Origin of the sequence: Acinetobacter sp. WY4, assembly GCF_018438165.1 — a bacterium.
In the GTDB taxonomy this organism is placed as follows: domain Bacteria; phylum Pseudomonadota; class Gammaproteobacteria; order Pseudomonadales; family Moraxellaceae; genus Acinetobacter.
Genome location: NZ_CP053947.1, coordinates 2,588,903 through 2,615,120, shown reverse-complemented (window position 1 = coordinate 2,615,120; position 26,218 = coordinate 2,588,903). Strand labels below are relative to the sequence as shown.

Genomic DNA, 26,218 nt, shown 5'->3' with positions numbered 1-26,218 from the left:
TTATTCACGGCTCGCCAGTTTACTTTCAATCCATTGATGAATTTCTAAAACAGACCAAGCTATTATATTTTGGGTAATTTTCACTTTCTTTGGGAAAGTTGGATCGTAGTATGGCGAATATTGATCCATCATGGCGTAAATTGTTGATCGACTCAAGGCAGTTACTCTAATCACCTCTTTCTAGGATATAAAAATAGGCACCTATTGATGCCTTATCTCTTAATTCAAAGTCTGAACACTTTCCTGCAAACCCTTCTGAATATCCTTCCATTGCGTTAAGTCATTAACTTTTTTCTGATCCTGCTGTTGCGGGCTTTCAGCATAAAACTCCTCCACCAAATCTAATCCCTCTTCAGCATTCACCTCAAACCGTGCATTACTATAACCCTGCCGTGCCATCTGATCTAAAGCATGTTGATTAAAACCTCTTTGCTTACTTTGCTGATCTATATCTTTCGCCACTTGAATCGCTTGTTGCAGATTGACACCATCCCTGAGTGTTAAATCCACGTAATACACAGGTGTACGATAGCTTTGTGTCGTCGACTTGCCTCTCAAGGTCAATTGCAATGGTAGGCAGGAAAGTAAGCCATTGGAGGCAGCATGGTAGTAGCTCAATCGAGCAGCTAAAGTACGAATACTATTAAAGCCTGTAGTTCTAAAGATAAAGGTACCTAGTTCATCCGATTCATCTAAATTCACATGCAAACGTCCATAAGGTTTACAGTTGCCGCCTTGTGCCAATGGACACAAATCAGGGGATGGGCATGGATGTTGTTCTACCCCTTGATTGGTCAGTCGCTGACAAGTTTCACCATTCCCTACACAAACGGGACGTCCTGTCTGACGATCAAATAAACTGTATTCCGCTCGTAGATTCAGTTCAGGATCGTTAAAGATCATTCTGACTGGAATACTTCTGAGCTTTTGATTGGGTGCTTTAGAGCGGAGCTGTTCATCCAGCGGATGTTTCACCCATCCACTTTCCTTATTTTGGATTTGTGAGGTAATGGTAAATTGATCGTCTTTTTCGGGCAGACGTTTACCATTCTTTTCGATAACACGGCCAATACTGATACGACCAAGCGTAGGCGGTGTGATTGCAAGACCTTTAATCATATTTATTCCTTCAATAAAAAAGCTCCCTATCTAATATAGAGAGCTGGTGAATTTTGGTTGTTTAGTCTGTATAGATGTTAAAGCGACGACTGCCCTGCTTTTCCAGTGGGTACTGCTCGATCAGATCAGGTTGATGCTTTAACACTGCTTTGAGGTTTAGCCCCACCGAGTCCTTAGCTTTCTTCCAGACAACTGAGCCACGGGCAAACACTGCTCGCTCCTTATCTTCCATCATCATTTGGATTTGATGCTTGAGCTGATCAAAGCGTTCTTGCTGATGCTGAATCTGTTCTTTGAGTTTGATGAGCTTGTCGAACATGAGGTTGGCATTCTCATTGGCTGAGAAGTCCTCAACTGATAGTGGCACATGTGCTGGATATAATTGCTGTATTGCTTTGGCTGCTGATTCACTAGCATCAACCGATGGTGGTGTATCGGTTTCCACACATTGCCAAAAGTAGCGTTCTGCATTGATGATGTGTTCAATCACGGATTCAGAACGGGTCACTTTAAAAATCTTGGTTTCATGACCACAGAGCAAGACACAGACATGAGCTGATTGTTTACCTGTGACAGCCAACTGATGTTGTATCTGACATAGCACATATAGAGGCACTCCATCACGCCAGAGTTTTGCACCACGCTCGCCTGCGGTTTTACATTCCAAGATTTGTACTTCATCACTGCCTACCACGGAGTAATCTAGGTTAGCTAACATGAAATGCTTATCTGGATCAGGATGTTGAAGCACGGCATTGACACGACGTACCTTATTGTTGGTGTGCATGCTGTAATACTCAGCCACTAAAGGTTCAAGTTGCTTGCCCCAATACAACGGTGCAACACCTGAGCTTTCATCCTCAATGGACTGTTTCTGACGACCTGTTTTGATCAGCCATAGTTCTAGCATCGACATATAGGGGTTCAAGCCACATGCCGTTGCTGCATCACTGCTGCCAATACCTTGTTTACGGACTTCAAGCCAATCCTGATATTCCATATTTTTAGTATTCACCAGACGCTTTGCGCCACTGCTACGTTTAGTACTGAGGTTTGAGGAAATGACTTTTGCTGTCATCGTGTTGGTTGATGGTGAAATTGGTGTCATTTGATTCATATTTCTACCCTTATAAATCTGAGTTGTTGTAAAAAAGACAGGCATAGAAAAGCCATACCCGACACGAGGTCGGGTATGGCGCTATACATGGTTTATGCTTGTTGGATAAATTGAGAGAATTACTTGAGTGCTGTGATCAGCGATTGTTGGGACTACTTGCGGGGTAAAGGTTAAGTTCAGCTTAGGCGATTAAAGACAGAGCCTGTTCTAACCCTCGTTGCTTGAGTCCTGCACCTGCACCAAACCAAGCTGAATCTAAACGATGATCAGTACTCATGGCACGACGTTCATGATCAACAAATTCAGTGATCGAACACAGTAATCCATAAGCAGTACCTTTAGCAGAAGAGAGCTCCGCACCTCGACCTTGACCATTAAACATCTCCAAAGCTTTAGTCATGGCTTTACCATTGGGTTCAGCTTTGTTTTGCGCTTCGGCATTTTGTGCCACCTGACGATAGAACTGGATAATGTTCTCCTCAGGATCAGCGATTGACATGGTGCTATTGTTAAACACCGCATCAAAGTAAGCCTTAGCTTCTTGCTGACTGACCTTACGTTGTGTGAGCTGTTTCATTTCATACATGTGTTCATCCCATGTACGCACTGAAATGCCAAGTTGCTGTTTGACCTTGTCTGAATCGAAACGGGTGCTATGCGGCACTTTAACCACGCCTGCGCTGTTGCGTTGATCTCTTAAAGCAATCGCCAATGTGTTATTACACACCACACGGATATTGGTAAATTGTGCTGTAGTTGCCAATGTTCCATCACATGCGGTTGCGAGAAGGATATAGCCATTGCTGATATCCTTGCCCTTTAAAGCAGTGCTCTGTCCTGTTCTTGCCAAAGCCCAGAACTTCTTACCACCCTTCAACACACCAGCAGTTTCTAATTCAAAACCCGATTGTTCAGTAAGATCCCGATAGAACTCCAGAATTTCCATCGGCTGAACTTCCTGATAGCGTTGGCTGACGACAGACAGCGGTGCATGTGTATCAGAACGATATAAGACCCGTTGTTCTTCAAAAGGCATGATAATGCTTTGCCCACGCTCATTCTGTGCCATGTAGCTAACATTGGATGATTCAATGCGCCAATCCATGCCTGCCTGCTTTGCCCAGACCTCCAACGGCTGGTTCTGACTCAGCTGATTGCCAAGACCATGCCAAGGTGTTTGTCCGACATAAGCCATTTGTTCAATTTGATGTGCCATAGTTGTATTCCTTTTAATTTGAAAAATGAAATTTGAATCGGTTTTGATACAGTTCAATGCTTATTGCAAAAGGTGGGTCGGAAATTTTTGGTAGCAGTTACTGCAAAAACATAAATTCTGCTGAGATGGTGCTCTTTGCTCGGTAAATGAATTCAACACACTCCCTAGTACCGTTCCTGCAATTCCACCGACAATCGGCGGTAGATTGAATGTCTTCGCCACGGTAGTTCCCAAAGCTGCTAATGTTGCTGGTGTCCCAAGACTAGATAGTGCTGTATTTGATGGTGATGTATTCGTCTGAATAAAGATGACACTCGTTGAATGACAAAAGGGGCAATTCAAGCTCATAGCTCGACTCCAAATTTTGGGCATAAAAAAACCTGCACGATGGCAGGCTTTGTTTTCATATTTTCATGTGTACTCAAAAGAGTTTCATGATTCTCATTAGGATGTTATATATCTGAAATAAATTAGAATAGGATTCTAACCATTCACAGAATGAGATAATGAAGGAAGGACATAATTATCAAAATTCTTATGTTTTTAAATAATAACGATACATTTGACTAAAAATAGACAAAGCTTGCTGCTCTAGTTGATGCAGCCGCCCTTCTCTCAGCGCGTACCAGAATTATTCATCAAGACACTAATCTTTATAAACTTATTTAAAAAAATAAAATAAATTACTGTATAAACTCATTTTTCAAAACAACTAACTTTACTACCTATCAACTGCATATATTCATTAAAATCTTCAATCATCTGTTTTTGATGATAGCTGATTTCATGTTCATGCCAATGATCATTTTTATAGATTTCTTCTAGCTTTAAAGAAACCCCCTTACCCTTATGGCGTTGTTTAAACTTTTCTTTTTTAACACTAAACCCATCGTTACTTAGCTCTGAGTTAATGCTCTTAGTCACTAATGCCAAGTTACCAAAGTTATGCAATATTTCAGCTGGAATTTCATCTTGCTTTTGCCCAGGATTTTGTGGAGTAACATGCTCAACTGAGTTTTTAGAAGTTATCCGGAAATTATCAACAAGCCGACTATTCATTCTTTTATGTTTGAGATACAACACATATTCCAACTTATAGAACCAATAATGCGGGTATTGAGTACCATTTTCATATTTTTGATCTAAACTTTCTTTTGCATCAATAAGTTTTTCTTCATGCCATAAGTTTTGTAAAAAGCGACGCGTCCGATCTATAAGTGATTCATGAACTCGACTGCATAACAAATGATTATCAAGATGCTGTAAATAAAGCTCCGCACCATCTGAATGATTTTCCAATAAAAATTTCAACAAAGGTGTTAACCAATACTGCGTTGTCATTTGCTGTGAGTGATAGAGCATACTTTGCAGTAATGCAAAATCTGGTGAAGCATCAGCAGTTTCGCGCTGTAGATAGTAAGCATCTTGCTTCTTGTTGTAATTAATACGCATGCGACGGATCGAGTGTTGTTTTTCTTCCTCAACCAATATCCATTTAATGACATGCTTATCGAATTGATATCTCACCTCCCAAAGCAATTCAAAAAACTGTTTAACATCAGTTTCCTTCGGCTTCTCATCAAGCCAGTATTCTTTGAATATGAGCAACAAATCTTTGTCAGAAATTTTCTCAATATCCTGATGTTTGGCCATGTTATTCTGCTGCAAGTAAATCCTTAACACATGCTGCAACAGCATTGAAAATGTGATGATACTGGTGACTCTATCAGGTAATCCTGAATCTATATCTTCACCTGGATCATTTTCTGAAGTCGTAAATATTTCTGTTTGATTCAAAATATCTTCAAGCTTCATGCTTTGATCATCTGAAACCTTAGTGATTTCTCTCAATTCATCTAAAACGGCTTTTGCATTAGCCAACTGCTCTCTTTGACCATTCTTAAAATCTACTTTTCTTTCATAAAGAGAAACCGTATCGAGTTTGGTTGTTGCTTTTAAATGACGCTCAACATAGCCATTCATATTGGCACAAGCATCCCACAACAAAGCATATGCTTCGCGTTCCTGTGAACTAATATGTTCTAATAGCTTGGCTTTTAATATTTCATGGTGTTGTAACTGTACACCTCGATTGTTGATGACTTCAAAAAGCTTATTCAAATCTGTGTGTTCTGGTACTGTAGTAAGAATCAGTTGTACCTTATTTAGAATAAACTTAGAAAGTGACCGCTTATCTATTGATGCTTTTTTATCAGAGTAGTTGTCAAAATAAGCTTGAATTTCTTGCAAGGCATCCTCTAATTGCATTGCTTCTGGCAAGCTAGCTGGTAAACCTTCACATACTTTTTCAAAGAATTTAGTCACTTGTGGCCGAATTGAAAAACTAATACGTTGACGCTTACCCTGTTTGGTATCCACTTGTGTATAAGCAGCCAAATGCTCTCTTAAGACCACACCAATAAGCCATAAAGTGGTAAAACGTTGCTGCCCATCGATCAAGTCGAAATGTCGTATATCCTCAAGTTCATTCACAGCTCGCTCAATAACTAAAGTACCACCCAAATAAAACTCGTTTTTACCCTCCAACCATGCAGTAACAATATCGTCTAGCAAAGTATGAATTTGCTCTTTACCCCAAACATAAAGGCGCTGGTAAATTGGAATGTTAAAAAAGTATTGTTGATCAATAACATCCTTCAAAGTAATTAAGTTAGATTGAAACTCAGACATGAGCAGCTCCTTTAAACCTTGAATCAATTTGTTTTTTTTGTTTAGACAACTGGCTTTCTACAGAACGCTCAATACACTCTGCTGTTTTCTTTTCCAAGCTTTCAATGCTGTAATATTTGGCAATTGCAGCAACATAACGTTCTTGTACAAGTCGGTTGCTTTTAATGTGCTTCAACCAACCCTCATGCAAACTATAAGTTTTGCTTACATCCACTTGTTTCAAAAAATCAATGACATCATCACACTCATAAGCATAGGCAATAACATCAAGCAAATTACGTTTAGGATCTCTTAAAAATTTAATAGGGGTCTCTCGCCTAATATCATCTTGAGATAAACGAATTCCACCAATCCTGTGATCAAGCCATAAAGCAAAACGCAATAACCCTTTGCTACCTAAACGATCAAAATAAACCAACAAACACAAACGGAATAAACTTTGTAAGTAATCAGAAAGAGTCTTCACTACCTGATTGTAAAATTGCTGCACGGCTTGGATTTCAAGATCTATACTTGGTTTGTGCAAAAGCAAATTAAGCATTGCTGCATATTTTTCAGCATATAAGAAAAAGCCTACACCGCGGCTGATCGGTTGGCGTAGTGCAAATGGTAAATATGCCGATTGCACACCTAATTGACGACTGACTGGAGTTAAGTAAAAGTCATTAGTATGGTTAAGTCTAAGTGACTGTCCCCATTGGTTTGTACCTGCAGGATACAGTATGACTTCTCCCAATTTTGTGATTTTAGTACGCTCTCCAAAATGAGAAAGCATTTCATTTTTACTTGCTAAATCAGCAACCTGATTTCCAGTCCAGTTGCGTGCTCGCCATAAATAATAGTGAAAAAGCTCAGGTGCACAGTCATGATTGGAACTAAGTTTTCCAAACTCACCTTGTACTTGCACTTTTTCCCAACGTGAAGCACAGTGGCTTTGCAATAGCTCATCTATTTGTGCATCGTCACTATGAATAGCACGTAAATGAAAAGATTTAAGTAAATCTGTACTGCCTAAGGGCACACCACGATTATTCTGTGTATCAAAAAAAGTAAAAGCGAGATCTTCTCTAGTTACGATGATTACAGTGAAACAGAGACGATCAAATACACTAACTAACTTATCCATCTCTAAATTGTTTTCAGAAAGCCAGTGTTGTATTGCCTGTTTCGCTTTCTGAACATTGACCATTGAACGAGATGAGCGAAATGAGAATTGAATATGAGAAGGTAACTGCTTGTTTAGAAACCAATACAATACAGCAAGTGAGGTTAGGCGCTGTTGCCCATCAATCACGCACAAGGCCGTCTGTTTTTCACCAATTTTCCGATGTAATAATAAAGTGCCCATGTAATAGGCATCGTCATCGCGACTCTCTTGAATAAAAGACAACAAATCATTTAGAAGTTGGGTAACTTTATCAACTCCCCAAACATAAGCACGCTGATAGTTATCGAGTGTAAGGGGACATTCCACACTAGCTAATTTTTTAAAGCTCAATAGTGCTACCGATACATCTTTTTGATCTTGAATCTTTAAATCATTCGCAATTCTTACAGCTTGTTCAATTACCACATAAACCCCTTTTACTTCGAATAATCTTGAGAAATATAGCCTTGTCCTTGTACAAAATGGCTCTCACAAATATTTTCTTTAATTAACTGTTTAAGTAATTTTTCTGCCTGAGTATGCCCAATTAAAAACTTACGTTGCAAACTAGACACCGAAACAACACCAACTTCTTCAGTAAATAATTTGGCACGTTCAAAAAGATCATCTGATTGCATAATTTCCCCATCACCAATAAATTAATTTTTTGCTCGTACTAAAACCATGCTGACATTGTCATAGGCCTGCTTCGAATGTAATAACTCTTTCATTTCTAATAGCCACGTCCGGAGTTCCATATCTGCTTTTAAAGAAGGCCATTCCGTACACTCCATCACGTCATGTACGCCATCAGTACAGACCAACAGGACATCATTTTGAGTTAAGAATTCTTCTGCTATTGTAAAGTCCATCACTTCATGTAAGGGATCAGCACAAAAGTATTGTAATAATGCATCATAAATACTGGCATAGTTTTCTCCTTCCTTTACTTCACCATTTTCTCTTAATTGTTCTAGGTAATTATGATCTCTTGTTAGGCAGTGCCATTTTTGATCATGCTGACTAAACAAATATACTCGGCTATCCCCAATATGTTGAATAGTCACAAAACCTTGTCTGGTGTCATTATGAATTAATGCCAGTGTTGAACTGGCTCCCAAACTACATTTTTGATTTGCCAATTGATCTACAAGATATTGCTGAATAGCGAATGCTTGATATTGTTCTAACTTTCTATTTTGCGTTAAAGCATTTAAGACCGTATAGGCTGCTTGATCAGCTGTTGGACTATTGCTAATCCCATCTGCCACAGCAACACACCATAATTCTGTTTCAGAATGGCTGTAAAGTTTACTGATCAGCCCATCATGTTGAATAACCTTATTTTCAATCAATATGGCATCTTGTTGATACTTCGATCTTGCCTTCCATGTCAGACCTTGCATTTCAAAATTACTCATCACACCGATCTCACACGTGGTAATGATTTTATTTTTACCAAACCCCAATAACACAATCAAGAAAAATATTAAATAAATTATTGATTAATAATAAATTTTTTATTTAAAAACTTACTTTACGCTTTTTGATTCTCATTCATGTCTAACTACTTAAGCAAAGATGTAATAAAATATTTTTCAAGCTAAATCATGATTTAAGACGATACTTTTGTTTCGGACTTTTCGGTTTATCTGGAATAGTACGTTCAATCAAATCTGCTTCTATTGCAGGATTTAAGTAATTCCTTTGGAATGTTGCTCGATGAGTTAATCCAACCAATTGCATCAATTCAGCTAAAGTATAATCTTCTTGCTTCATTGCCGAAAGTAAACGCTGAACTTGGTCGCTCACTTGTACGTTAACTTGAGCGGTAACATGATCGCTATCTTGAGCGGTATCAGTTGAACTAAGAATGGCATCTAAAATCATGTGTAAGATGAATTCTATAAACGGGGCTGAATCAGTACGACCTGTACTTGCTTGCAATGCTTCGTAATAAGCTTTTTGATTTTGGTAAATCAAGCTTTCAACTGGAATATTGGCAAAGATTGGATTCCATCGGCTAAGAATCAATGTTTGCCATAGTCTACCCATTCGACCGTTACCATCAGCAAATGGATGTATAAACTCAAATTCATAGTGGAATACTGAACTCTGGATCAATGGATGCTCTTCACTATCATTCAACCACTCCAGCAAATCAATCATTAAGCGTGGTACTTGATTAGCTGGAGGAGCCATATGTACTACGCGATCACCTGACATCACACCAACACCACCATGACGGTATTGACCGACTTCATCAATTAAGCCAGTCATTAAAATTTGATGCGCTTGTAACAAGTCTGCTTCTTGACTCGGTTTCCATTGCTGAAAGGCTTCATAGGCTTTAATGGCATTACGAACTTCTTGTACTTCTTTCGGAGGTGCAATTACGGTCTTACCATTCAGGATCGCCGTGATTTGTTCGGTACTGAGGGTGTTACCTTCAATCGCCAGTGAACCTTGAATGGTACGGATACGATTAGCTTTTCGTAGTTTTAAGCTGTCTTGGATTTCTTCTAAAACAGTCAAGCGCCCTATATTCTCACTAATCTGTGCAATTAGATGAATGATTTTTGAGGTGATGGTATAAGGCGGTTGGTATTTCATAATAGACCTACTTTGGTAAATTTATTTTTGAATGAAGTTCACAGCTTTCACCCCAAGCAATTAAGCGTCCTTCAAACTCAGGAACTAAAAATTCAATAAATTGATTTAAATCATGTTTATAAATTTTAAACTCTTCTGGCTGTTGAACATATTTTTTATAACGCTCTTTCCATTTACCCGAACTATCTCTCTCGTTTAATAAATCGGGTTTGCCTGTTACTTTTAAAGTAAGCATCAAATGCTTAATGTAAGCTGGATGATGTTCCATCAAGTTATGAGCTACACTCACCATATCATTAATATTGTTACCTACAACGTAACCAAATTTTGCACTTAAAATTGAGTTGACCACTGTTTTATAGGGTGCATGTAAAATGTATTTAGGTGTACTAATACCCATTAGCTCAAGCTCTTTACGGATGGAAAACCACTGAAAGTTGAATTGACTATCGGTAAGGTAATGAGTTTTTATCCATAGTTTAGTAAACTCGACCAATAATTCAGATTTAGTTTTTGATGGAACTTTTGTATCAAGATCAACCTGTTCTAGTGATTCGATATATTTCTGAACTTTTAGTTTATCTTTTTGATTCTTACTCTCTTGTAAATAACTATGACGTAAGCCTAATTTTTGCTTTAGCTTTTGATATTCAGCTTCATAATCAAAAAAGTATATTTGCTTTGTAGCTTCGTTCTGGACTAAGTTTTGGAATTCGACGAACTCAGTATTCCACTGATTAATGATTTGATTATTCTTTATTTCAGGCTTTAAATAATGACACTCTAAAGTAAAAACTTTTGTTTTAATTGATTGAGCGACTGTAGAATCATTCACTACAAAGGCATTTGCATTATTGTTGTAGTAAATATCTTGCATTGACTGCTTCTTCGCTTTTTCTGTTGGTTCAAAATGATTAAAAATCCACATTAAGCAAGCATTGTTATCTTGATAAAAAATCTTACGATCAATAATCACATTCAAAAAAGTTGTAGAAAGTTGTCCTTCAAAAACAACTAATTGCTTTTTATATAATGAAGATACATCTGGTCTACGCCATTGCTTTAGATCAATACTTTTACGAACTTGCTCAATATGAATATCACTAAAAGCTTCATCTACTTGAAGGCTTTTATATATGTTCTCTTTCAGCAATTTATGTTGTTGAGTTTCTTTCGCAATTTGATACTTTAGAGCAGTTTTTTCTTGCTCTGATAACTGTTTGATATGCTTTACAGGACATTGGAAGTTTGGATTATTTTCCAACTCAGGAATATGTTTAAAAAAAAATGTTGCCGAGGAATTGATCTCCATGTGATCTGTACGTCTGGCAAGGGTCACTGGGGATTGGCACCAAGCGCAAGTAAAATGAGGCTTGTTTTTATCCCGTTTATATCGCTCCCTTATTTGACTACGCCATTGAGTCAGCTCCATTTCAGACTGTTGAAAGAATACATTCACATCAATCCACATATTTTGATCTTTATCAACAATATGAACCAACTTCATGTATCCCCTCAACTTGCTTATCAAGCCAACATTAATATTGCCTTTAATCTAACCTTTACTAGCCTTTTTACCAATAACATTTTTAATAATTTCAACGACTTTCTCACTCTCAAATTGAGTTTTAAAAACAACCTCTACATCATCTCTTACATTTTTAAATAAAAGCTCAGCATGTTTTATCTTACGCTGTTCTTCTTCCGATAACGTATAACTAGCCTTATCCTTGGTTTCAATTAATAAATTCAAAGTTTTCTTACCACTTTCATACTCAACAATATAGGCAAAGTCTGGAGAATAGGTTCCACCACCTGCTATAGGAATACGAATTGAGTTTTTAGGAATCTTTGTGAATACAGACACTTCAGAAACTTTTTCACAGATATTTTCTTTTTCAAGAGGTGAATCATAAAAGAGTTCATTGAATAAATAATTATCTGCAATATTTAAAGCCTCAGTCATTCGACCTAAATTGGCACTTTCTATCTCAACTAATGGCTCACCTTCTTCATCAGTGAATACAGTAGGGTGGACTGTATTTGAAACATCAGTTAAACCTATTTGATAACTTTGGAATGACTGTTTTAATAAATAATCATTAAAACCACTTCGAATAGAGCGAATTGTACTTTGGCTTAGATATTGATTTATATCCAAATGCTTATCTGGACTTTGCAATAACTCAATAAAAACCTGATGTAGTGTATTACGATTCACTTTTAAAGAGATAGCTAACTCATGTAAGAATTCACCATAGGTCATGGTTTGAATCGGTAAAACCTCTTCATGAATCGAATGCTCAACATGCTGTGATGCCAAATTATTTTCAATAATCAAAGTATGCTTTTTGGTGAAACTTCCTGTCTTTTTAAAGCTATCTAAATTCGCCGCAAAATAACCTTTGAGCAAAGCATGAAATTGCTCTTCAGAGTCGATTTTGTATTCCAAAATCACTTTACGGTTAAGAGTTTCCCACATTTCTTTAAGCTCAGCATACTTAGCAAGACGCATAGTTGCTTTCTGCTTTGTATCTCCAGCATTACGTACTTTATTTGCTTTTAGACCTTGAGCAAAGACTAGAGGGAACTGTTGCTTTAACTTCTCCAAACCGCCTTCTTTAAAGTCATTATTACGCTTAATTGCATCAAGATCATCTAGGTGCTCTAGTAAAGCCTCTTCATCTTTGAACTGATTTGAATATTTATCCAAAATTTGAGCAATTAGATCATCAGTCAGCTTAGTTTCATCAAACTCAACTAATGATTTGCTGTTGATATCTTCTACTAACTCTTTTACAAAATCTTTTTCTGTAAAATCAACATAGTAGTGCAACTGAAAGTTTTCATTTTTAACGCGTTGCATAAACTCATTTACTGGCAAACGTAAGCCACGACCAACTTCTTGCAGCTTACTAGTTTTACCACCACTAGAACGCAATTTACAAATCTGGAATACATTCGGGTTGTCCCAACCTTCGCGTAATGTCCATTTTGAAAAAATGAAACGACGAGGGTTGTCTAAACTGAGTAAGCTTTCTTTATCATGCAGAATTTCTTCAATCTCTTTCTCGATTTTGTCATCTTTTTCAGAGTTATCTTGAGAAAAATAACCCCCGTGAGACTGAGAAACATCTTTTAAAGTTTTCTCTAAATATTCTCGATACGCTTCGTGCTTTTCAGTTTTTAAAAGTCGAGTGACATGCTGTTTAATTTCATCTTCAACAAATTCAGCTAAAGTCCCTTTTTCTCCTTCTTTACCACGATAACTTTCAATATTATCAATGAAGAAAAGGCTTAACGGTTTAATCCTAGCAGATGGGCGAGTCATTAATTCCTTTTCCATTTCGAAATGATTCGTAATTGCTTTACGTATCATCTTCTCCTGCAATGTTTCATTGTAGGAATATGGATCAATGACATCATTTTTTTTCAGTTCTAAACCGTTAGATAATACCACTGTGGTTTTATTTAGGTTATCAATGGTTAAGCTACCAAAATTCTGATCGACCTTACTCAAAGACTCATTTTTAAGTAAATGAACGTTTTTGGAAACCTTTCCCTTTTTAATTTGGAAAATTGCCTCTTCTTTCTTCTTATTACTCGTATCAATATCAATGAGTTTAATAGAAGTGTCTTTCGCACCTTCAAATTCTTCAATATAAGCCACTACACCTTTAACCAAGTCTTGGTTAAAGGCATCTACAGCGGTTAATTGATAAATAAGATTATAATAATCATCCTTAAAAGTTGCTCCATAACGAACAATAAATTGACCACCGAGTTTTTGAATATTTCCCCAAGTCTTTTGTGCAGTTGGAAAGCGATGCGGTTCATCAATAATAACCATTGGTGCAATTGAGGCGATTGCATCTACAGGTGTGCTGAATTGATCGAATACAGCTCGGTCATACTTCTTACTGAGCGTATCTGAGTTAATCATCCCTGCATTGATTACAAGTACGTGAATAGTTTGTCCATCATCAGGTGCTTGAACAAAATCTAGGATGCTTTGAGGCATAAAATCTTTGTTAGATTTCTTACCTGACTGACTCTCAACAACATGACACCGAATTGACTTATTCTGGTAATTCGTTTCGAAATGTTCTTGTGACGCTTGAGACTTTAGAAAATTAACTGTACCTGCCTTAATCGGCAGAGTAGGTACAACGACGATAAATTTGAACAGTTTCAGTCGTGCATTTAGTTCAAACATCATCTTGGTATAGGTATAAGTTTTACCTGTACCTGTTTCCATTGAAATATCGAGTACATTGCTTTCAGGTTTAGCTATATGTCCTAAAATTTCATTGTGTTTTTGCACCGCTTCAATAGATTTCGCATAGGCTGATAATCCCAGTTGCTTATCTTTGGGTGCTAATGGATTACTTACTAAAGCCATTTGCTGATTAGGTTTAGTAAATGTTACCGTTTCCAGCACAGCAAGAATACTATCTACCGCACGTTGTTGATGTGGCAAGTTCCCTTCAAAATGAAACTGTTTTGTTTGCTGTGTTGCAAATAAAGGTAATGTTGCATTCATTATTAGTATCTCACCACAACATCAACAGGAATCGACTTTTTATTATTGTAGTTTTTCATCGCTTCATCGATTTCACGTTGAGATTTACTATCAAAGTGATAACCGAGGATGACCAATTTAGAAACTTGGAATTCATGTTCATCATCAAGTTTTTGAATCAAGTCTTTTAAGGCATCTGTGTTAAAGCCTTTATTGACCAAATACAAGACATGACCAAAACTATAGGTTAGATAATCGCCGAGACTTACAGTATTGAGATTTTCAGACAATAAAATTTTATCTGCACCTTTCCATGTTGTTAAAATATCTTGCAATTGAGCATCATCAAAACCAGTCGTAGATGGAGGAGTATCAGCTTGAGATAAAGTCAATTGCTTTAACTCTCTGTAATTCGATGATGGTAAAAAATTATCGCAGGTTTTAAAAATTTTGAATCCCACTAGCTCTTCACTATTATGAAAAACACTATTTAATCGATATTTAGTTAATTCAAAAACATTAGGACGTAATGAGTTTTGAGTACAAAAATTTAGTGATTCCTTATTTTCTTTAACTGTTTTTATTTCCTCATCTAGTTGAACTAATATAAAGGATACTTTGGTATTATTTTCAACATTATAATCATGAACAGCATGACCAGTTGTCCCACTGCCACCAAAAAAATCTAAAATAATGTCATCATTTTTTACCTGTAAAGAGAATAGTAAGGTTTTTATCAAGCTTGTAGGTTTAGGGTAAGGAAAAACTGATTTTTTTCCAAATATTCTTTCTAATTCTTGTCCCCCATCACTCTTAAGTGAAATAATAGATCTCAATAAGAAATATTCAACGTCTTTTAAATATTTGATTGAACTAGGTTGTGTATTTTCATCTCTGGCAAACCAAATATTTTTTGTACGTACGCTACCATCATGCAATACTTGTACATCGGTATATTCACCATTAACTCGTCCTGACTCTTTATCAAAGGTTCTTTCAACCCATCTCCACCCTCTTTCTGGCACTTTTACATTTTCACCAGTTAATGGATGTTTCACATCATACTTATCACCAACAGTATTAGCATTAGGCCAACTAAGGTTTATTTTCCCCCATAGCTCATAATTGTCATCCAAGTTATTATACAAAGTTATTCCTCGGTCATAACTTTGTTTTTTATAGAATTTTTTTAACTGTTTTTCACTTTCTTTAATATCAATATTATCTCTTTTAAGTTTATCAATATATTCATAAATATCATCTAAGCCATGTTTAGGCATGATAAATTCTTTTTTTTCAGTAGAATTTTTTGTATAGACTAAAATATACTCATGAATATTACCTATACCTTTATCATTTTTGGGAATTCTTTTATTCCAAGTGATGCATTCGATAAAATTAGACTCACCAAAAATCTCATCACATAAAAATTTTAGCTGTGATTGTTCATTTTCATCTATTGAAATAAAAATCACCCCATCATCTTTAAGTAACTGTTTTGCTATATAAAGACGTGGGTAAATAAAAGTGAGCCATGCACTATGACTATTAGCATTGCTTTGTGTGAAATCTAAAACTCGTTTAGCCTCTTCCAAGTCTACACCTGCAAGCGCAGCAAATTGTTCAGGCGTAAAGCTACGATCATCTTGATATACAAAACCATCTGACCCCGTGTTGTATGGGGGGTCAATGTAAATCATTTTAATCTTTTCACTATAAGCCCCTTTCAGATGCTTTAACACCTCAAGGTTATCGCCCTGAATCAATAAGTTATGACTGTTTTTATTTTGTTCTTGTTGATTATGCTCAATATCTTCCGACAGCATAGTTCTGATCGGTTCATTAGCTAAAACACGTGCATAAGACTTGCCTAACCAATTTAAGCTATAACTTTCACGACTAAGATCGACACCATCTGCTTGCAAAATTTCCTGTAATTTTGAAACAATAAATTTACCCTGTTTATCGAAACACTGAGGGAAATTACTTTTTAAAACAGCCAGTTGCTCACTATTCGCTGTGATTTTTTCAGTGGGTAAGGTCTGTTCGGTTTTCATATAAAATGACAAGGTACTTAACACAAATTTGCAAATATTCTAACATTTAAGAAGAGAAAATATTTGACTAATTTACAAGCAAAATATTTGAAAATTTTGTAAGATAATTTAAATATATCAATATACTAATGCTTTCTGCACTTATAGAGTAGAGGAAAATTTATTTTGGCAGAAATTAAAACTATAAAAACCGCAAACCCTTTAGCTGTTGTTCAACGAGAAACAGCAGGTGCTAGCACTTATGGGAAATACGAATATCAATATCATTGGGCTTTAGGTCGAGTTTTAGATGAGCATTCAAATTCAACTGACTACGTTGTTTTTATCGAACTGCATGAAGATGTTGTTTATTGTTCATCAATAGATGGATCTAAAGTGCAATTTGAATTCAATCAGGTTAAAAATAAATCTTCTTCAAAATATACAAATAAGAGTCTAACTAAACGTACAAAAAAAGATTCTAATTCAGTATTAGGAAAAATGTTATTAGGTATTAAAGATAAACCTTATCGCGATAAATTAATCAGTTTAAATTTAGTGGCAACTTGTGGATTCTCACTTCAACTTAATGGTGAACCTTTAAATCTTGAGGTCATCAAAATCGGTGATTTACATGAAGAATGTATTAATGACATTCAAGTTGCTATTGATGCAGAAATCGGCGATAAAAACTTACCTGATACACTTTCATTTATTACCCCTACTTTACCAGCAAAAGGATTTCAACAATACACAATTGGGCAAATCACAAGTTTAGTTAATAAAATTAAGGCTGGAGCAAATCATAACGCCGAATCTATCTATCGCTTATTAATGGATGAATTACGTATTAAAGGTGCTGTTACATATGACTATAAACTCTGGGATGATCTAATCCAAAAAAAAGGCTTAACAGGCATCACCGTCGAAAACACTATTTCTCAATTTACACAAAGTAATGACCTTCAAGTTCGCGAGAATGAGCTTACTGAAATCCTTAATGAGCTAAATTTCAAACATCATGAAAAAGCAAAAATTAGAAAAGAATTTCATCGTTATCATTCCTCTTCCTTACAAAAAAACCTTGCCGTACTCCAAGACCATGAAATAATGAAAAATATTGTAAATATCAATTATTCAGTTTATGAGGATGAAGGATTAGAAACTTTCATAGACAAAACAATGGAACAACTGCTTAAAAATGACAAGATTACATCAAGTCATGATAATGTAATCAAAGCTGGGCTTTTTTATGAGTTGATTTGTAAAAATGAAGAACACTAAGCCAAACAACGAAAATTTCAAACTTTTGATTAGGAACTTAAGAATTGGACAACATAATAAACTTATCGTTCAAACAACTGACAATCGTGTCAAATTCCCAAAAGTCCGCAAATCAGTTCAACTTCCACCCAAAATTTAATTTGATTACAGGGGATGATAATAGTATTGGCAAATCCACTCTTGCTAAACTACTCCTTTGGACTTTAGGTTGCTCAACCCATCATGATCCCACATGGAAGTCTTTCGATATAAGATCCTTATTAGTTTTTAATATCGGTAATAGTGAATATGCAGTTGGTCGGTATAATGATATTATTTTTATAAAACAACCAAGTAAAGGTTGGCAAAAATTTGAAAAGATCACTGGTGAATATTCAAAATTATTTGCTGAAATTGTTGGCTTTAAAGTTTTATTGCCAAACAAAAAAGATACAACAAAACTTGAAACACCTCCTCCAGCATATTACTTTCTCCCTTTCTACATTGATCAAGAATCAAGCTGGACTCAAACATGGAGCGGCTTTACTAATCTTCAGCAATATCGTAATTGGAAGCCCACGGTGATTAAATATCACACAGGTTATATAAACTCTGAGTACTTTAAAATTCTTGAAGAAATTTCTAAAAACCAATTTGAAAAAAAATCTGTTGAAGAAAAAGTTAGGACTATTGAAACAAGCATTAATATTATTACTGAATACCTACCAACTAGCCCTAAAGTTATTGCATTAACATCTAGCCAGCTAGAAGATCTATATCAAACAGTAAATGAAGACCTTAATGCATTACAGCAACAACAAGAAGATTTTTTCAAAAAAATAAGTGAATTAAATGCTGATAAAATCTATTTCCAAAATCAACTAGATTTAGCTTTAATTGCTTCTCAAGAACTTGAAAAAGATTACCAATTTTCTATTGAAAATATAGAGTTCGAGAATATTTCTTGTCCAATTTGCGGTACAAAACACGATAACTCATTAGTTAATAGGGCATCTATTCTAGCCGATAAAGTTGAAGCTGAACGTCAAATCGAAACTATTAAAAATAAACTGGGCGTACTTAATAAAAATTTATTGAAAAATAATGGAACTTTAAAAGAAATTGAAACTCAAATTCAGTTAATTCATGAAAAATATGATAGCTCACTTTCTGCTAATGAAATTTCTCAACCCAATAAACCAAATATCCTCGAAGAAATTGCTACCAGTACAATACATAATAGAGTTCAAAAAACAATTGAAGATAGTTATATCCAAATAAAAAAATACGACAGCGAAATTCGCTCCTCTAAAAAAGAGCAAACCAAATTATTAACAAAAGAAGAAAAAGATAAACTAAATTCAAATTTCAAATTAAGTTTAAGCAGTTATATTGAAAAACTTGATGCTACAGCGGTAAACCTTTCCAATATATCCTCATCTAGTGATTATAGTAAAATGCATGGGAATGGTGGAGCAGCTGAAAGTACTCGTGGTCTTTTAGCATACTACTATGCTGTTTTAAAACAAATTCATAATGCAGAAAATGAAGTTTTCGCCCCAATCATAATCGACACTCCAAATCAACAAGAACAGGCTGACTTCAACTACTCCAAAATTATTAATTTTATTATTCAGCATACACCTAATTCCGCTCAGCTCTTCATCTGCGCAATGAATCGAGAGGAAATTAAAACTTATAAAGAGCAAGCGAATACTATTTTCCTGACTGAAAACAAGTTGCTTGATACTAAAAAATATAAGGAACTAAAAGACTTATTAAATTTCGAAAGTTATGACTTTGCATAAGGGGAGTAATCCCCCCTTATATTCTATTGAAGTTAACATGAATATTTTTACCGTACTCAAGACACATCAGTTAATTGCCCTCACACTCCCCTGCAATCCTTTCTGTATATCCTGCACAAATCCATCCTCATGATTCGACTTATCTTTTACTTTAGCTCTCGTCATTGTTAAAGGCTGCGCTTGTTCAATATTAGTCTCTTGATTTTCATCCATATAAAACTCCTCTACTAAATCCAAGCCCTCCTCTGCATTGACTTCAAACTGTGCATTGGCAAAACCCTGCCTTGCAGTCTGATCTAACGCCGTTTGATTAAAACCTGCTTGTTTACTTTGCTGGTCAATCTCTTGCGCCATTTGAATAGCTTGTTGCAGATTAACCCCATCTTTCAATGTTAAATCCACATAGTACACAGGTTGGCGATAGCTTTGGGTGGTACTTTTTCCACGTAACGTGAGTTGCAATGGTAGACATGATAGCAAACCATTCGATGCAGCGTGGTAGTAGCTGAGCCGTGCAGCTAACGTCCGTATACTGTTAAAACCTGTGGTTCTAAAAATGAATGTACCGAGTTCATCACTTTCATCCAAATTGACATGTAAACGTCCATAGGGCTTGCAGTTTCCTCCTTGTGCCAATGAGCATAAGTCTGGTGAAGGGCATGGGTGCTGCTCAACACCCTGATTGGTGAGTCGCTGGCAGGTTTCACCATTACCTACACAGACAGGCCGTCCTGTTTGTCGGTCGAATAAGCTGTACTCAGCTCTCAGATTCAGTTCAGGATCATTGAAGATCATCCGTACTGGAATGGTACGGAGTTTTTGATTCGGTGCTTTACTGCGTAATTGCTCATCAAGCGGATGTTTGATCCACCCCTCTTTGCTTTGGATTTGACTGGTAATGGTAAATTGGTCGTCCTTTTCAGGCAGTCGTTTACCGTTCTTTTCAACAACTTTACCAATACTGATACGTCCAAGGATCGGTGGTGTGATTGCTAAACCTTTAATCATGATAATTTTCCTCTAAATAAAATTTTACTGTTGACCCTTTGTTATGTAAGCAAATACAAAACCGTTTAAAGATCAGATGAAATGCAAAGACCGCCATTGTTGGCCTACCGCTCCTTCGGGAGTCGGTAGGTCGGGGGTGGTTTTTTGCGCTTTTTTGAAGACTGGAAATATCGACGTGATGAATTCAGTCATTGGTATAGATCTGAAAGCGTCGTGTCCCTGCTTTGTTTTGCGGAAACTGTTCAAGCATTTCTGGGTGAAGTTTGAGTAAGGCTTTGCTGTCTAAACCGATTGAGTCCTTGGATTTCTTCCACGTCACTGAACCAGTGGCAAAGGTTGCTCGTTCAGCATCCTTCATCAACATCTGGATTTGATGCTTAATTTCATCAAAGTTATTTTGATGCTGCTCAATGTGATGCTTTTCTTGAATCAGTTGAGCAAACAATTGATTGGCTTGTTCGTTATGACTCAAGTCTTCAACAGTCAACGGAATATGTTGCGGATAGAGCTGCTGTATGGCTTTGGCTGCCGACTCACTGGCATCTGCATCAGGTGGTATATCTTTTTCCACACAATCCCAGAAGTCACGTTCCGCATTGATGATATGTTTGATCACGGATTCGGAGCGGGTCACTTTGAAGATTTTAGTCTCATGACCACAGATCAGCACACAAACATGTGCTGCTCGTTTGCCTGTCACTGCCAATTGATGTTGTACCTGACACAAGACATATAAAGGCACACCCTCTCGCCAAAGTTTTGCGCCGTACTCTCCTGCTGTTTTGCATTCCAGAATTTGAACTTCATCACTACCCACAACGGAGTAATCCAGATTGGCAAGCATAAAATGCTTATCAGGATCTGGATGCTGAAGCACTGCATTGATTCTGCGTACCTTGTTATTGGTATGCATGCTGTAGTACTCAGCCACCAATGGCTCTAGTTGCTTGCCCCAATAGAGTGGAGAGACACCTGAACTTTCATCTTCAATCGATTGTTTGACTCGTCCTGTCTTGATCATCCAAAGTTCGAGCATCGACATATAGGGATTCAATCCACAGGCTGCTGCACAATCACTACTGCCAATACCTTGGCGACGGACTTCAAGCCAGTCAGATTGAGTCATATTTTTAGTATTGACCAAGCGTTTTGCTGTAAACAATTTTGGAGCATTAAAGGGTTTACTTGCTTGTTGAATGGATGGGTTTAATATTGCTGTATTCATAGCTTGCTTCCTCATTTTATATGGATGGTGGCAAATAAAGGGCATAAAAAAACCACATCCGAAGACGTGGTTTAATTATTTTTAAATGTAAATTTATATTTAAAATATAAATAGATAGGTCTAACTTTCCATTGCAAGAAACTCAAATTTCTACGCTATGACACCATACGCAAAGCCTGTTCGAGTCCACGTTGCTTGATCGCTGCTCCTGCACCAAACCAAGCTGAATCGAGTCGATGATCTGTACTCATGGCACGTCGTTCATGATCAATAAATTCTGTAATTGAACACAGTAATCCATAGGCTGTTCCTTTAGCAGAACTCAACTCTGCACCACGTCCCTGACCATTAAACATGTCCATTGCTTTTGTCATCGCCTTGGCATTTGGCTCAGCTTTTTCCTTGGCATTTGCCTGTGCTGCCTGAGTCGCAACCTCACGATAGAACTGAATAATATTGTCCTCCTGATCTGCCACACTCATGCTAGTGTTGTTGAACACTGCATCAAAGAAAGCTGCTGCTTCTCCTTGGGTGACTCTACGCTGACTGAGCTGCTTCATTTCGTACATGTGTTCATCCCATGCACGTACTGAAATGCCCAATTGCTGTTTGACCTTATCTGCATCAAACTTGGTGCTATGCGGAACTTTCACTACACCTGCGCTACTGTTCTGACCACGTAAGGCAATCGCCAAGGTGTTGTTGCAGACAACACGAATGGAAGTGAATTGTGCCGTAGTTGCCAAGGTGCCATCACAAGCGGTTGCCAACAGAATGTAGCCATTACTGACATCCTTGCCTTTAAGTGCAGTAGATTGACCTGTACGTGCTAACGCCCAGAATTTCTTGCCACCTTTAAGCACGCCTGCGGTTTCCAATTCAAAGCCTGATTGTTCAGTTAGATCACGATAGAACTCTAAGATCTCACGAGGTTGGACTTCCTGATAGCGTTGGCTGACGACAGACAGCGGTGCATGTGTATCAGAACGGTACAGTACACGCTGGTCTTCATACGGCATGATGATGCTTTGCCCACGTTCATTCTGTGCCATATAACTGACATTGGATGACTCGATACGCCAGTCCATGCCTGCCTGCTGTGCCCAGACCTCAATCGGTTGGTTTTGACTTAGTTGATTCCCTAGCCCATGCCAAGGGGTTTCACCGACATAAGCCATTTGTTCAAGTTGATGTGCCATAGTTTTATTCCTTTTTAAAATCATATTGAAAAATTGGATCTGTTCTTAATTCAGATATTGAATGGGGAACTTTTGGTAACAGTTATGGCAGAAGCACAAACTTTGCTGCGGAGGTGTGCTTTGTTCTGCAAAAGAATTAAACAAACCACCGAGTACAGTTCCTGCAATTCCTCCAACGATGGGAGGCAAATTCAAAGACTTCGCAACGGTTGTACCTAAGGCCCCTAAAGCTGCGGGTGATGCAAGATTTGATAATGTTGAATTTGCTTGTTGCGCATTCGCTTCAACAATCATGATGTCGGTTGAATGACAAAAGGGACAATTCAAGCTCATGACTTGACTCCTAAATTTTGGGCATAAAAAAGCCTGCACGATGGCAGGCTTAATATTCATTTTTCATGTGTACTCTAAAGAGCTTCATGATTCTCATTAGGATGTTATGTATCTGAAATAATTTGGAATACTATTCAGTGTAATCAGCTATTTGCATTTTTTTGATATTTTCCCGCCAACCGCTTTGCTGTTATTTTATTTAACAAAATCTATATTACCTCCATACTGTAAAGGAGATAATCATGGCTAATTTATATCAATGTGCAGAATGTTATACAACACTCTATGGAGATGCTTTACCAGAAGGTGAACATTATAATTCTATCGTGACTGGTGAACTATGCTCTTCATGTCAAGCTGATCAAGATGATAATTTTTATGACGATGATGACTGACATGAAGTTTTCGAATAACAAAGACATTCATCAATTCATTACGAAGCTTCTCAAGCAAAAGTCTATTCAGTTAGCTAAAGGGAAAAAGCACAACTTTTTAATGATCAATAATAGAAAGTTAGCCATTCCATCTACTCCGAGTGATTTTAGAAGTTTTCAACAATTTAAACATGACGTAAATCGATTTTTAAGAAGAACCTAACATGCAAACTACACTATTACATTTTCCTACTGGCACTACTCTACTTAGAGAAATAGCCACCCATTTTGGCTTGAAAAACAATACTGGGCTTACAAAGCAAATAGATGAATATACGGATAATATTCACTATCCACATTATTTTGAAGAATCTTTTATCACTGCCCTTTTTGATAAAACATATTTTTCAAGACAAATTCAAAGTAAAATGATTTATGCATTTAAAAAAGCAATGCAGGAATTTTATGATTTTCAATTACTGTTTAGCCTCAATGGTGATGCTCAGCAAAAGACTACAGATGATTTTGTAAATCTGATGATCTCAGTAAAATTTATCCCCATTCTAAAGCAAAATTTGGTATCACTTAGTTATATCTCAAAAAACCAAAAAACTCATTTTTTACGTGAAATTTTAAAAGAAAATTTTAACGTCAAGAAACTCAATAAAGAGTTACAAGACCGATTTCGAGTTTGGGGAAATTTAGAGGAGTTACCTGATCCGCAAAGCTTACAGCTTATTGTAAAAAATCATGTACATTTCACCAAACAAGCAGATATTCTTTCTGCTCTTTTAATGGCTAGAGCTTTAGACAGCCTTTATAAAAATGGCATAACAGAGAAAGAAATCTCAGATCAAGAATTTGCACCTTTTATTCTGCAAACGCTTAACTCAGCAAATGAATCGGCATATATACACTTGTCATTGAATGAGTTTATTTTTTCATCTTTGTTGAAACTTCCAAAAGAAAATATCATTTTAGATGAATATAAAGACAATGCAGAAAGTATACTATCCGTTCTATATAAGCGTATTCAGAATCAATCTGATCAACTGCAATTTAGTCTCACAAATATCAACTTATTCATGGAGACTATTGATCAATACCCAGAGTTTGAAAGCCTTCGCTTTAGTGCTCATTGGGCTAAGGCTCGTTATTACTTATTTACAGGCAAACTTGAAGATGCAATTCAAGCCTATACGGAATGCGTAGAAAGCTGCATTCAATATGATGGACGTAATCTTGAGCAAATTTTAACGGAGGCTTTGACGGCTTGTTCATTACAAAACTCACCTGACAGTAATTCAATCAGAAAATTCGCGAATATCGCCATCCGTTATCATCTACGTTTCTCTAAAATTGATTTAGATTTCGATAATCTGCCGCAAAAGTTTAAACTTGAAAATGTTTTTGAAGCATGGGAACTAAAGGCTTTAAGCACTAAATTTTACGATATTTTTGATCAACAGTTATTTCTTATAGATGAATGTTCATTTTTAAATGATCTACCAAATCAAAAGTTTTTAACTTTAAAAAACAAGATAAGAATTGATCTTAGCCAGCCAAATAAAGTTATAAAAATTGACGATCAAAAAACAGTAAAAATGCCTCAACTGTTACATGCTATTCAATTACGTGATGTTAAGACTGTTAAAGCGTTACTCAATGCTGGTGCTGATGTAAATAAATTGAGCACTAGTAATGATTCGTCACTCACGATATGTCTGAATGATAATATCATTGAACTATCAGATGAACAGCAGCAAATCCTAGTTTTATTATTAAAGCACCGCTTCTCAACTGAAACATTAAATGTAGTCACAACAAAAAGACGTTTAAGCGCATTGCACCTTGCCATTCAACTTGGGGATGCTAATTTAGTAAAGACACTGGTTGATATGGGTACAAATGTCAACTTACTTGCGGATATTGATCACCACACTCCATTACACCTCGCTTTAAAAATGCTTCACTGTGTAAAAAGATCATTTCATTTTGAGGACATGATTCAGCGAATCATATTACATCCTGAGCAAAGTCAGTACAGCCTATATCAACATTCAGCAGGAAAACTCAAGTTAAATGATGTTTGGAAAAATCTGGATACGCCTACGGGCAAGATGATTGGTAAAGAATTGTTTGAAGTGATGAAATCCAAAGCATCTGTTGAACAGCTTAACAAAATCGTATTTATCCTACTTAATGCTGGTGCAAATGTGAATCAGCCAGCCAAGTTACCTATTTCAGGCTACACACCATTTATGCTCGCTTTAGAAAGTGATGAGTATGAAATTGCTAAATATATGTTAGAGCAGTGTAAGGCGGATATGAATGGTTCTTATGTTAACCCACGTAATGGTAAGTTGGTCTTTCCGACAGACATTATCAATCACTTCAAATCAACACAGTGCAAACAACTAATTCACTGATAAATTTAACTTACATCACGGTTAAAGTCTTACTGTATATCAGTAAGACTTTTTCAAGATATTTACCGAATAATCCCACATTTCTTTACACACATTTAAAAATTTATTAAATATGGTA

Annotated in this window: 21 protein-coding genes; 4 read left to right on the top strand and 17 right to left on the bottom strand. The window is 36.5% G+C overall.

Going from position 1 to position 26,218, the window contains the following annotated elements:
* The 13 genes from G4D73_RS12265 to G4D73_RS12205 form a co-directional block, all read right to left on the bottom strand.
* Complete coding sequence (locus tag G4D73_RS12265; RefSeq protein WP_228128864.1) at positions 1-174, bottom strand: helix-turn-helix transcriptional regulator; 174 nt, start codon at positions 172-174, stop codon at positions 1-3.
* Between the two features lie 45 nt (positions 175-219).
* Positions 220-1,119: a hydrolase or metal-binding protein gene (locus G4D73_RS12260; protein WP_213686868.1), complete on the bottom strand. Its 900-nt coding sequence runs from the start codon at positions 1,117-1,119 to the stop codon at positions 220-222.
* Positions 1,120-1,180: 61 nt separating this feature from the next.
* Positions 1,181-2,236, bottom strand: coding sequence for a YqaJ viral recombinase family protein (locus tag G4D73_RS12255; RefSeq protein ID WP_213686867.1), 1,056 nt, complete (start codon positions 2,234-2,236; stop codon positions 1,181-1,183).
* A 181-nt stretch (positions 2,237-2,417) separates the two neighbouring features.
* Positions 2,418-3,452, bottom strand: a complete 1,035-nt coding sequence (locus G4D73_RS12250) for a DUF932 domain-containing protein (RefSeq protein WP_213686866.1) — start codon at positions 3,450-3,452, stop codon at positions 2,418-2,420.
* Positions 3,453-3,512: 60 nt separating this feature from the next.
* Complete coding sequence (locus G4D73_RS12245; protein ID WP_213686865.1) at positions 3,513-3,800, bottom strand: hypothetical protein; 288 nt, start codon at positions 3,798-3,800, stop codon at positions 3,513-3,515.
* Between the two features lie 348 nt (positions 3,801-4,148).
* The gene (locus G4D73_RS12240) at positions 4,149-6,143 is read right to left on the bottom strand and encodes a DUF262 domain-containing protein (RefSeq protein WP_213686864.1); all 1,995 of its coding nucleotides are present in this window, start codon (positions 6,141-6,143) and stop codon (positions 4,149-4,151) included.
* The gene (locus G4D73_RS12235) at positions 6,136-7,716 is read right to left on the bottom strand and encodes a DUF262 domain-containing protein (RefSeq protein ID WP_228305167.1); all 1,581 of its coding nucleotides are present in this window, start codon (positions 7,714-7,716) and stop codon (positions 6,136-6,138) included. The genes G4D73_RS12240 and G4D73_RS12235 overlap by 8 nt, the downstream gene beginning before the upstream one ends.
* 11 nt (positions 7,717-7,727) lie before the next feature.
* Entirely contained in the window at positions 7,728-7,928 is a 201-nt protein-coding gene (locus tag G4D73_RS12230; RefSeq protein WP_039249914.1) for a DNA translocase FtsK, read from the bottom strand.
* A gap of 21 nt (positions 7,929-7,949) precedes the next feature.
* Positions 7,950-8,711, bottom strand: coding sequence for a PP2C family protein-serine/threonine phosphatase (locus G4D73_RS12225; protein ID WP_213686863.1), 762 nt, complete (start codon positions 8,709-8,711; stop codon positions 7,950-7,952).
* A 187-nt stretch (positions 8,712-8,898) separates the two neighbouring features.
* Positions 8,899-9,903 (bottom strand): Fic family protein, encoded by a 1,005-nt coding sequence (locus G4D73_RS12220; protein ID WP_126117761.1) that lies wholly within the window; start codon positions 9,901-9,903, stop codon positions 8,899-8,901.
* A gap of 7 nt (positions 9,904-9,910) precedes the next feature.
* Positions 9,911-11,410: a DUF6035 family protein gene (locus G4D73_RS12215; protein WP_213686862.1), complete on the bottom strand. Its 1,500-nt coding sequence runs from the start codon at positions 11,408-11,410 to the stop codon at positions 9,911-9,913.
* A gap of 48 nt (positions 11,411-11,458) precedes the next feature.
* Positions 11,459-14,446 (bottom strand): type III restriction-modification system endonuclease, encoded by a 2,988-nt coding sequence (locus G4D73_RS12210; RefSeq protein ID WP_213686861.1) that lies wholly within the window; start codon positions 14,444-14,446, stop codon positions 11,459-11,461.
* 2 nt (positions 14,447-14,448) lie between these two features.
* Positions 14,449-16,482, bottom strand: coding sequence for a site-specific DNA-methyltransferase (locus G4D73_RS12205; protein WP_213686860.1), 2,034 nt, complete (start codon positions 16,480-16,482; stop codon positions 14,449-14,451).
* A 165-nt stretch (positions 16,483-16,647) separates the two neighbouring features.
* On the opposite strand from G4D73_RS12205, the gene G4D73_RS12200 reads away from it, so the two are divergent.
* Positions 16,648-17,745: a DUF4297 domain-containing protein gene (locus G4D73_RS12200; protein WP_213686859.1), complete on the top strand. Its 1,098-nt coding sequence runs from the start codon at positions 16,648-16,650 to the stop codon at positions 17,743-17,745.
* Positions 17,746-17,831: 86 nt separating this feature from the next.
* The gene (locus G4D73_RS12195; RefSeq protein ID WP_079267142.1) at positions 17,832-19,532 is read left to right on the top strand and encodes a hypothetical protein; all 1,701 of its coding nucleotides are present in this window, start codon (positions 17,832-17,834) and stop codon (positions 19,530-19,532) included.
* A gap of 66 nt (positions 19,533-19,598) precedes the next feature.
* Here G4D73_RS12195 and G4D73_RS12190 read toward each other — a convergent pair whose 3' ends face one another.
* From G4D73_RS12190 to G4D73_RS12175, 4 genes are all read right to left on the bottom strand, one after another.
* A complete protein-coding gene (locus tag G4D73_RS12190; RefSeq protein ID WP_026444443.1) occupies positions 19,599-20,540 on the bottom strand; it encodes a hypothetical protein in 942 nt (313 codons plus the stop codon).
* 184 nt (positions 20,541-20,724) lie between these two features.
* Positions 20,725-21,765, bottom strand: coding sequence for a YqaJ viral recombinase family protein (locus G4D73_RS12185; protein ID WP_213686858.1), 1,041 nt, complete (start codon positions 21,763-21,765; stop codon positions 20,725-20,727).
* 155 nt (positions 21,766-21,920) lie between these two features.
* Positions 21,921-22,964 carry a DUF932 domain-containing protein gene (locus G4D73_RS12180; RefSeq protein WP_213686857.1) on the bottom strand — a complete coding sequence of 348 codons (1,044 nt, stop codon included), beginning with the start codon at positions 22,962-22,964 and terminating at the stop codon, positions 21,921-21,923.
* A 45-nt stretch (positions 22,965-23,009) separates the two neighbouring features.
* A complete protein-coding gene (locus G4D73_RS12175; RefSeq protein WP_151862510.1) occupies positions 23,010-23,297 on the bottom strand; it encodes a hypothetical protein in 288 nt (95 codons plus the stop codon).
* A gap of 242 nt (positions 23,298-23,539) precedes the next feature.
* On the opposite strand from G4D73_RS12175, the gene G4D73_RS12170 reads away from it, so the two are divergent.
* Together G4D73_RS12170 and G4D73_RS12165 are read left to right on the top strand one after the other, a co-directional pair.
* Positions 23,540-23,692, top strand: a complete 153-nt coding sequence (locus G4D73_RS12170) for a hypothetical protein (protein WP_171500651.1) — start codon at positions 23,540-23,542, stop codon at positions 23,690-23,692.
* 203 nt (positions 23,693-23,895) lie between these two features.
* Positions 23,896-26,100 (top strand): ankyrin repeat domain-containing protein, encoded by a 2,205-nt coding sequence (locus G4D73_RS12165; RefSeq protein ID WP_213686856.1) that lies wholly within the window; start codon positions 23,896-23,898, stop codon positions 26,098-26,100.
* Positions 26,101-26,218 lie beyond the last annotated feature (118 nt).

Bases quoted from the DNA above. Each gene is read 5' to 3' on its own strand.
- G4D73_RS12260 (WP_213686868.1), bottom strand. From the start codon at position 1,119: ATGATTAAAGGTCTTGCAATCACACCGCCTACGCTTGGTCGTATCAGT.
- G4D73_RS12255 (WP_213686867.1), bottom strand. From the start codon at position 2,236: ATGAATCAAATGACACCAATTTCACCATCAACCAACACGATGACAGCA.
- G4D73_RS12250 (WP_213686866.1), bottom strand. From the start codon at position 3,452: ATGGCACATCAAATTGAACAAATGGCTTATGTCGGACAAACACCTTGG.
- G4D73_RS12245 (WP_213686865.1), bottom strand. From the start codon at position 3,800: ATGAGCTTGAATTGCCCCTTTTGTCATTCAACGAGTGTCATCTTTATT.
- G4D73_RS12240 (WP_213686864.1), bottom strand. From the start codon at position 6,143: ATGTCTGAGTTTCAATCTAACTTAATTACTTTGAAGGATGTTATTGAT.
- G4D73_RS12230 (WP_039249914.1), bottom strand. From the start codon at position 7,928: ATGCAATCAGATGATCTTTTTGAACGTGCCAAATTATTTACTGAAGAA.
- G4D73_RS12225 (WP_213686863.1), bottom strand. From the start codon at position 8,711: ATGAGTAATTTTGAAATGCAAGGTCTGACATGGAAGGCAAGATCGAAG.
- G4D73_RS12220 (WP_126117761.1), bottom strand. From the start codon at position 9,903: ATGAAATACCAACCGCCTTATACCATCACCTCAAAAATCATTCATCTA.
- G4D73_RS12215 (WP_213686862.1), bottom strand. From the start codon at position 11,410: ATGAAGTTGGTTCATATTGTTGATAAAGATCAAAATATGTGGATTGAT.
- G4D73_RS12210 (WP_213686861.1), bottom strand. From the start codon at position 14,446: ATGAATGCAACATTACCTTTATTTGCAACACAGCAAACAAAACAGTTT.
- G4D73_RS12205 (WP_213686860.1), bottom strand. From the start codon at position 16,482: ATGAAAACCGAACAGACCTTACCCACTGAAAAAATCACAGCGAATAGT.
- G4D73_RS12190 (WP_026444443.1), bottom strand. From the start codon at position 20,540: ATGATTAAAGGTTTAGCAATCACACCACCGATCCTTGGACGTATCAGT.
- G4D73_RS12185 (WP_213686858.1), bottom strand. From the start codon at position 21,765: ATGAATACAGCAATATTAAACCCATCCATTCAACAAGCAAGTAAACCC.
- G4D73_RS12180 (WP_213686857.1), bottom strand. From the start codon at position 22,964: ATGGCACATCAACTTGAACAAATGGCTTATGTCGGTGAAACCCCTTGG.
- G4D73_RS12175 (WP_151862510.1), bottom strand. From the start codon at position 23,297: ATGAGCTTGAATTGTCCCTTTTGTCATTCAACCGACATCATGATTGTT.
- G4D73_RS12170 (WP_171500651.1), top strand. From the start codon at position 23,540: ATGGCTAATTTATATCAATGTGCAGAATGTTATACAACACTCTATGGA.
- G4D73_RS12165 (WP_213686856.1), top strand. From the start codon at position 23,896: ATGCAAACTACACTATTACATTTTCCTACTGGCACTACTCTACTTAGA.